This window comes from uncultured Methanobrevibacter sp. (genome assembly GCF_937898925.1).
Classification (GTDB): domain Archaea; phylum Methanobacteriota; class Methanobacteria; order Methanobacteriales; family Methanobacteriaceae; genus Methanobrevibacter.
On record NZ_CALDKF010000056.1, the window covers coordinates 45,491 to 54,335 of the forward strand.

Annotated in this window: 7 protein-coding genes; 6 read left to right on the plus strand and 1 reads right to left on the minus strand. The window is 32.0% G+C overall.

Annotation, left to right across the window (positions count from 1 at the left end):
• Positions 1-381: 381 nt before the first annotated feature.
• The 6 genes from Q0409_RS04450 (at position 382) to Q0409_RS04475 (ending at position 7,998) form a co-directional block, all read left to right on the plus strand.
• Entirely contained in the window at positions 382-1,146 is a 765-nt protein-coding gene (locus tag Q0409_RS04450) for a glucose 1-dehydrogenase (RefSeq protein WP_298535522.1), read from the plus strand.
• A gap of 181 nt (positions 1,147-1,327) precedes the next feature.
• Positions 1,328-2,164, plus strand: a complete 837-nt coding sequence (locus Q0409_RS04455) for an SDR family oxidoreductase (RefSeq protein WP_298535525.1) — start codon at positions 1,328-1,330, stop codon at positions 2,162-2,164.
• Between the two features lie 83 nt (positions 2,165-2,247).
• Entirely contained in the window at positions 2,248-2,934 is a 687-nt protein-coding gene (gene npdG / locus Q0409_RS04460; protein ID WP_298535537.1) for an NADPH-dependent F420 reductase, read from the plus strand.
• Between the two features lie 358 nt (positions 2,935-3,292).
• Positions 3,293-4,132: a winged helix-turn-helix domain-containing protein gene (locus Q0409_RS04465; protein WP_298535528.1), complete on the plus strand. Its 840-nt coding sequence runs from the start codon at positions 3,293-3,295 to the stop codon at positions 4,130-4,132.
• A 1-nt stretch (position 4,133) separates the two neighbouring features.
• The gene (locus Q0409_RS04470) at positions 4,134-4,958 is read left to right on the plus strand and encodes a winged helix-turn-helix domain-containing protein (protein ID WP_298535530.1); all 825 of its coding nucleotides are present in this window, start codon (positions 4,134-4,136) and stop codon (positions 4,956-4,958) included.
• Between the two features lie 829 nt (positions 4,959-5,787).
• Positions 5,788-7,998 carry a CDC48 family AAA ATPase gene (locus Q0409_RS04475; RefSeq protein WP_298535531.1) on the plus strand — a complete coding sequence of 737 codons (2,211 nt, stop codon included), beginning with the start codon at positions 5,788-5,790 and terminating at the stop codon, positions 7,996-7,998.
• A gap of 485 nt (positions 7,999-8,483) precedes the next feature.
• On the opposite strand, the gene Q0409_RS10380 is transcribed toward Q0409_RS04475, so the two are convergent.
• Entirely contained in the window at positions 8,484-8,654 is a 171-nt protein-coding gene (locus Q0409_RS10380) for an acyl-ACP thioesterase domain-containing protein (RefSeq protein ID WP_366940071.1), read from the minus strand.
• Between the last annotated feature and the right edge of the window lie 191 nt (positions 8,655-8,845).

Below are 8,845 nucleotides of genomic sequence, written 5' to 3' on the forward strand. Positions count from 1 at the left end.
TCTTTTTTTGTTTTTGTTTATATAATCATTCTTATTTTTCAATCTCTTTTTATCGATATTTTCATTTTTTGGAAGTTCTATAGTTCATATTTTTCAATGCTTTTTTGGGTATCAGGAGTTTATCCTCATTCGATTAAAAAAATATGCATTTGTTGAAATTTTTTGCATTTTACTAAAATATATTCATTTTGTTTATTTATTTATATCATTATTAATTGTTTGTTTATTTAAAAAGAAAATTTTATATAAATTATTCAATAAATTAACTATTAACAACCCATAATTTTTCAAAAGAATTCTACTTTCCATTTATTCTTTTATTTTTTTCATTTTTCATTTTTCATTTTTGAAAATTTATGGGTTAAGAATATAGGTGATATTATGGCAAGATTAGAAGATAAAGTTGCAATTATTACTGGCGCTACTGCTGGTATGGGTAAAGCGATGGCAGAACTCTTCTCTAAAGAAGGAGCTTCCGTAGTCTTATTTGCAAGAAGAGAAGAAAGATTGCAAAATTTAGTTGCAGAAATTGAAGATGCTGGTGGAAAAGCTGTCTATTATGCAGGAGATATTTCCAAACAGGAAGATATTGATGCATTAGTGGACTTGGCTATTAATGAATATGGCAAAATCGACATAGCTATCAATAATGCAGGAATTATGGATAACTTCAAGACTATTGTAAATGTTGATGATGAAACATGGGATAGAGTCTTTAATGTAAATGTAAGTGGCCCTATGAAACTTTACAGGGCGGTAATTCCTAAAATGCTTGAAAATGGGGGAGGTTCTCTTGTAACTGTTGCTTCCATTGGAGGTTTATACGGTAAGGTAAGCGGTACTGCATACACTGCATCTAAACATGCTGTGATTGGTATGTCCAAAAGCACTGCTTGGCTATATGCTAAACAAGGCATTCGTTGCAACGTGATTGCTCCTGGAGGAGTAAACACTGAAATTGCTGCAACTATGGATCCTGCAAAATTGGATATGGAAGGATACGGTGCATGTGCAGCATTTGTTGAAATGAATCCAAAAACTGGTGAAGCAGAAGAAATTGCAGATCTTGCATTATTCCTAGCATCTGATGAAGCATCACTTGTAAATGGTGCTGTAGTCACTGCAGACGGAGGATGGACTGCTTAAATTAGTTTTTAATTGATATTGCTAGGGTTAATGTTCATTTTAGTTTTTAATCAGATTTGCCATGATAAAATGTTCATTTATCAATAGTGATTTTTAATATTTTTCAATTCTACATTTTTTTATTTTTTTATTTTTTTATTTTTTTATATATGTATGATTTTAAATTAAACTGGGTGTTAATGTGGAAGGAGATAGTAAAACTATGAATGTTTGTGTCATTACTGGTGGTGGCAGTGGAATGGGTTTGGAAGCTGCAAAAATCATTGGTAAAAATCAAAAAATTGTATTGGTTGGCCGCACTGTATCTAAATTGGATAATGGTATTGAAGAGTTAAAATCTCTTGGCATTGATGCAGTAGCATTTCCTGCAGATGCAAGTGATAGGGATTCAATTAAGAAATTAGTGGACTTTTCATCTGATTTGGGGGATATTAAAACTGTTATTCATGCAGCAGGCGTTTCACCTCATATGGATAATCCTGAGATGATATTTAATATTAATGCGATAGGCACCATAAATATCGACGAAGAATTTGGCCCAGCTATGGCAAAGGGAGGAGCAATTCTAAATGTTGCATCAATGGCGGCATATGCAATGCCTCCAGATCAAGTCCCTGCTAATTTATATAAACTTGCTATGGAAAATGTTGAATCCTTAGCTAATGGATTTAAACAAATGATTTCAGCGATTCCAGGAGAGGAGGCAAATGGTTTCGCTTATAGTGTTTCAAAGAACTTTGTTTTATGGTTTACTGAAAAAATGGCTTTAAAATATGGTAAAAATGGTATTAGAGTAGTCTCTATTTCTCCAGGAACTTTTGCAACTCCTATGGGCGAAATTGAAGGGGAAGAGGCTGAAAATTTTGCAAAAATGGGCGCTCTTGGAAGAGTTGGAGATCCTGTAGAAATAGCTAAGATGATGGCATTCATGGTAAGTGATGAATGCTCCTATCTCACTGGAACAGATATTCTGTATGATGGAGGTTCTATTGCGGCTTTACATGAAATGAGGGGTTAAATTATAATGTTTAAATTTGTTTTATTTTAAGGTTTTTAAATTATTAAATTAGATAGTAACTTTGATTTAAAAATGTTGGTGATATTATGATTAGTGTTATTGGTGGAACTGGACCTCAAGGTCTAGGTATTGCAAAAAGGTTAGCTTTAGCAGGTGAACCTGTTATTGTCGGTTCCCGTAAGGAAGAAAAGGCATTGCAAGTTGTAGAAGAGACTATTGAAGAATTGAAGGATTATTCCATTGCTGAAATTAAAGGTATGGCTAATGAAGACGCAGCAAAAGCAGGGGATGTATTGATCATCACTGTTCCTTTAGCGGCACAAAAACCAACTCTTGAAAGCATTAAGGAATTCTGCAGCGACAAAATCATATTGGACGCTACTGTGCCATTGGAAACTGCAATCGGTGGAAAGCCATTCAGATTCATTGACTTAATGGAAGGCTCAGCTGCTGAGCGTACTGCTAAAATCCTTGAAGGTACTGGCGCAAAGGTAATCTGTGCATTCTGTAATATAAGCAATTCTCACCTTGCAAACATTCCAGAAGACATCGACTGTGACTGCTTGATTGCAGGAGATGACAAGGAAGCTAAGGAAGTTGTTGCTGAAATCATCAATAAGATTCCAGGCGTAAGAACCATTGATACAGGTATTTTGGAAAAATCCAGAATCATTGAAAGGATCACTCCTCTTCTCATTGGATTAAACATCAAATACAGATCTCATTATGGAGGACTCAGAATTACAGGTATTCCAAAATTGGACGAATAGTTTCTTTAAAATCTAAATATCTCTTAAAAATTTTTCTCAACCTAAAGTTAGATAATTAGAAAGTTACCCATTCCCTCTTTTTTTATAACTTTCTATTTATTTAACTTTCATGTGTTTATTTTAAGTCATGTCTGTTTATAATTGTAATTGGATATTATTTAACTTTTTTATATCATATATTCTAATCACATTTCATAAATTTTTTATATTTATTCTAACAGATTATAATATAATAAACTTGGAAATAAACTTATAATTTTATTTTTTTATTCTATATCTATCTAAGGATATTATTTTTTTAGATAATCTTTATCTTTTCATTTTCATGATTTTCAATTTATGTTTTTGAGGGATTAAATTGCTTAGAAATTTTGATGCAAATCGTATAAAGGACATACAAAAGGAAATTAAGTTTCTGACAAACTCAGATAACCGTTTGGAAATTTTGTATTGCCTCTACAAATCTCCTCACACATTAAAGGAAATTCATGAAAAGACCGGTTTGAACAATAGTTCCATTTCCATAAACATTTCAGATTTGGAAAATAAGAATTATGTAATAAATAAGAATGATGTATATTATTTGACCAACTCCTCTAAAATGATTTTGACAAATATCTTTTATCTGAACAAGTCAATTAATTTCTTCGATTGCAATGCTGATTTCTTGAACTCCCATAAAATCAGCAAGTTAGGAATAAATGCATTGAAGGATATGTCCTATATAGGAGATTCTCAACTAGTTGAAGCAAATCATTTAGATATTTACAAAGTCATTCGATTATTTAAGGACTTTAGTTTAGGATCCAAATCTATTAAGGCCATCTTTCCATTTATGCACCCTCAAATTAATGACCTCTTGAATGGTTGGTTCAGTAACGATGTGGATGTTAAATTGATTTTAGAAAAGAGGGTTTCAGATGTTTTCATTGATGCTGTCAGGAATTTTAAGTTTGAAAAGGATTCCAAAAGCGAAATTTCAGTAAAGATCTTCGAGGAAGCTCTTGACTTTGCATTGGTTGTCACAGACAAGGGGATCATTCTAGGATTCAATAAGGAGGATGGGAAATTTGACCAAAATGCAGTTTATATATCTGAAGATGAGGATGCAATAGTTTGGGGCAGGAACCTCTTTGAAGAATATGAAAAGTTATGCAGCGAATACATTTCATTGAATGAGTTAATGGAGGAATCTTGAAATGAGATTTAAGTTATTCAATGTCTTGGATTTCTCTAATGAACAATTTGATTTGACAAGATATATTTTAACATCAGAACTTCGATTAAACCTTATTCTAGACTTATATGATGGGGAGAAAGTTTTTGAAGAGATTCGTTTGCATTTGGATAAGAACCCTGGAAATCTGATAAGGGGATTGAACGAATTGGTTGAAAGGAATTTGGTGGTCAAATATGACAAATCCTATTCATTGTCCAATATTGGCTATCTGATTGCTTTGAATATTATAAACTTATTTGATAATTGGGATGCAATCAATAATCATCATGACTTTTGGCAAAAGCATACAGTTGTTTCATTTTCGCCTGAATTCATGAGAAAGATTAATATTTGGAACAATTCTAAGCTAATAGAATCTGATAATGTTGACATTGCAAAGACCTTTAGGATATACTCTGAGAAAATAAGGCAGTCCAAGGATATCAATATTGATTTGCCATTCTATTCAAAGATGTATGTAGATTTAATTTTGGATGCGCTTTTGAAAAACGAAGGTCATTTAAAGCTAATCACTAATGAAACCATTTTAGATTTGATTTATGAAGAGGACTTTGAAAATATTTTTGATTCTTTAGTTAAGGAAGGCAGAATTGATGTTTATTTAACTGAATATAATCTGGAATTGTTTTTCACTGTATGTGATAATTTCTCTTCATTGTCATTATTCTTTGATAAGCAACTGTTTGATGACTCTGAAATGCTTTTGATTGAAGATGAAGATGATATTGAAGATGCTTTAAGGATTTTCAATTCATTTATTGAAGGAGTAAATATCATTAATTGATTCCCTTTTTTGAAAATGACTTTTTCTATTATTTTCTTTTCCCATCTTCTTCCAACTTCCTTTTGTTTTTATTCATTCAAATTATCTTATGCTTTCCTCATATTTTTTTACTAAAATAACTAAAGTTTATTTTTTATTTAATCCTTTTATTTTAATTTTAAAAGAATATAATTATTTCTTTAATAATAAAAACAATTTTAAATTTTATTTTTTTAAATTAAACTATTTTAAACTATTTTTTATTATTTCAACAAATTTTAGATTAAAATAACTTTTTGTTAATAAAATCGAAACCTTTATATACTATGAAGTGCAAGTATTATTTAGTTACAAAAACTAACTAAAAGATTTACATTAATAATTGTTGATAAATTTTTAATAAATTCTTTTAATTCTTTATTTGGTTAATTAAATCAAGTTATTATGATTAAAACGGTTGAATAATTGAATTATTGGAATTTAACGAGAATTAATTCTTTTAATTATTTATTGATGATTAATTTGTATTTATTTGGTTATTTAAATAAATTGATGGTCTTTAAATCTTTAGTTTAATTTTAATGTATTTGTTGAAGTTTTTAAAATTTCATTTGTTTGTATTTGACCAATCCTTTATTTGGATTATTGATTAGATTCAAGCATTAAATAAATAATTTTAAAATTAATTCTAAACAATTGATATTTCTGTACCATCAATGATTATTAATGGTCTTTTATTGTTTATTGTAACGAAAATTAGCTAAGCAAATCTTAGTTAAAGATCCAATTAGCTAATTATCATATTTATCTATTCATTACTATTCACAAAAAATAAAAGGAGTTGAAGATTATGGCTGATGTAGAACTTAAAATCAAAGTTGCAGAAACATTATCTCAAAAAGACGTTGGTAAAAATATAGCTAAACTGGATATGGAATCCATGTTTAAATTAGGTCTTAAGGATGGAGACTTAATCGAGATTATCGGATCCAAACATACTGCAGCTGTTGCAATTGCTTCTCAATCTGACATGGAATCAATCATAAGGATAGACGGTACAACCCGTAAGAATTCAGGTGCTTCAATAGGTGAGGAAGTTACCATCAAAAGAGCAGAAGCAAAAGAAGCTAAAAAAATTGTTCTAGCTCCTATTGATGCAAGAATCAGGATTGGAGGAGATTTCAACAGAGCATTCAGAAACCAAGTAATGGTTCAAGGGGACTTGATAAATACTGGCATTAAAACTCCTCAAAGAAGATCTGTTGGCAGTGGGTTCTTTGATGATATCTTTGATGACATCATGAATGTTCCAGGCATTGGTGCAATGAGCCAAATCAAGTTGGCAGTTGTAAGCACTAACCCTGGTGGTGTCGTAAAAGTCGGTCCAAACACTAAAGTGGAAATCAACGAGGAACCGGTAGATGTTTCCAAATTGGAAGGTGTATCCAATCTTGTAGATATCAGTTACGATGACATAGGCGGTTTAAAGGATGAGGTTAAAAAGGTCAGGGAAATGATCGAAATCCCTCTTAAGAAACCGGAATTATTTGATAAGTTAGGTATTGCTCCTCCAAAAGGAGTATTGATGCACGGTCCTCCAGGTACAGGTAAGACCTTGCTTGCAAAGGCAGTAGCAAATGAAAGTGATGCTCACTTCATTGTAATCAACGGTCCGGAAATCATGAGCAAATATGTTGGTGGATCTGAAGAAAACCTAAGGGAATTCTTCGAGGAAGCTGAAGAAAATGCTCCATCTATCATATTTATAGATGAATTGGATGCTATTGCACCTAAACGTGAAGAAACTCAAGGTGAAGTGGAAAGAAGAACTGTTGCACAGCTATTGACCTTAATGGATGGGCTTAATTCCAGAGGTCAAGTGGTTGTAATCGGTGCAACAAACAGGCCGGATTCCCTTGATGGTGCACTAAGAAGACCTGGTAGGTTTGACCGTGAAATTGAAATCGGTGTTCCTGATAAGGATGAACGTAAAGAGATCATGGAAATCCACACAAGAGGAATGCCTCTTGCCGATGATGTTGACTTAGATGATTTGGCAGATACAACCCATGGATTTGTAGGTGCAGACCTTGAAGCATTGGCTAAGGAAGCAGCTATGAGGGTTGTAAGAAGAATCATTCCGGATTTAGGTGCTGATGATGAGATTCCTCCTGAAGTATTGGAGAAACTTGTAGTAACCAAGGATGACTTCAAGTCTGCTCTTAGAGAGATCCAACCATCTGCACTTAGGGAAGTTCTTGTTCAAGTTCCAAATGTAACCTGGGATGATGTCGGTGGATTGGATGAAGCTAAACAGGAATTGAAAGAAGCTGTCGAATGGCCTTTAAAATACCCAGACAAATTCAAGGAATTTGGTGTAAGACCACCTAAAGGTACCTTATTGTATGGTATTCCAGGTACTGGTAAGACCATGCTTGCAAAGGCAGTAGCAAACGAAAGTGAAGCTAACTTCATTGCAATCAAAGGACCTGAACTCTTGTCCAAATGGGTTGGTGAGTCTGAGAAAGGTGTAAGGGAAGTCTTTAGAAAAGCAAGACAAACAGCTCCTACTGTAATCTTCTTTGATGAAATCGATTCAATCGCAAGTTCAAGAGGTGCAGAAGCTGGTGATTCTGGAGTAACCAAACGTGTCGTAAATCAATTATTGACTGAAATCGATGGTCTTGAAGAATTGGAGGATGTTGCAATCATTGCAGCAACCAACAGACCGGACATCATAGATCCGGGTCTCATGAGGCCAGGTAGATTTGACAGACACATTAAGGTTGATGCTCCAAACGAAGATGCAAGACTTGCAATATTCAAGGTACATACCAAAGACATGCCTCTTGCAAAAGATGTCAAGCTTAAGAAATTGGCTAAAAACACCGAAGGATATGTTGGGGCAGACATTGAAGCTGTATGCCGTGAAGCTGCAATGCTCGCTTTAAGAGAGAACATTGAAGCGACTGAAGTCTCAGCTAAATTCTTCGATGAAGCTATGGATAAGGTGAAGCCAAAAAGTGTAAGTGATGAAGAAGAATTGATTCAATACTACTAATTGGATTAATTCCTTTATCACTTTTTTCCTCCTTAATTAACATATTTAATCGCTCAAATCAAATAAATCACACATAAAACACAAATCAAAACACAAAACACACTATAAAATCAACTTAAAACACTAAACATAAGATCAAAACATAAAACACACTCAAAATTAAATTAAAACACTAAAAACACCTATAATATATGCAATGGATTAGAGAATAGATTTTCATACCTTTTATCTATCTTTAATCCATTTCCTCTGTTTTTATTATTTTTTATTATTTTTTAATTTTTTCAAATATTATTCCTTATTTTTCTATTATTTTTCTATTATTCTTCCATTATTTTCTTTTCATTGATTTTCATTAAACTTTTTATTTTCAAAAACCTATTTATTTAATGAGGAATAAATTAAGTATAAAGTTTATAATTTTAACAATTGTTAATAATTGGGGATTATTATGGATAAGCATGTAATTGAAGCTTTAGGAAGAGCTAAAATAACAGTTCAAGATGGAAAAATAAGGAATAATATCCTACCCCAAGTTTATCTGCATGATCACTTGCCAATTCTTGAAAACAATCAAAAAGATGACGAAGTTTCATTTTCCCAAACTCATTACATTGATAAGTTTTTATTTCAAATTTTTCTTGTAATTTACTCATATTAAAACCTCTTAAATTTATAAAATAATTTTATTTATAAACATAAATTTTGTAAAGAAAAATATAAAATATTATGTAATATTACTTATAAAATTCTTTCTAAATATCAGTAAAAACTTGAAGTGGCTGAGGTATAGCTGGATTTGACACCGAACCCAGCTATTCTTGATTTCGAGCGTTGTTAGCGAGAA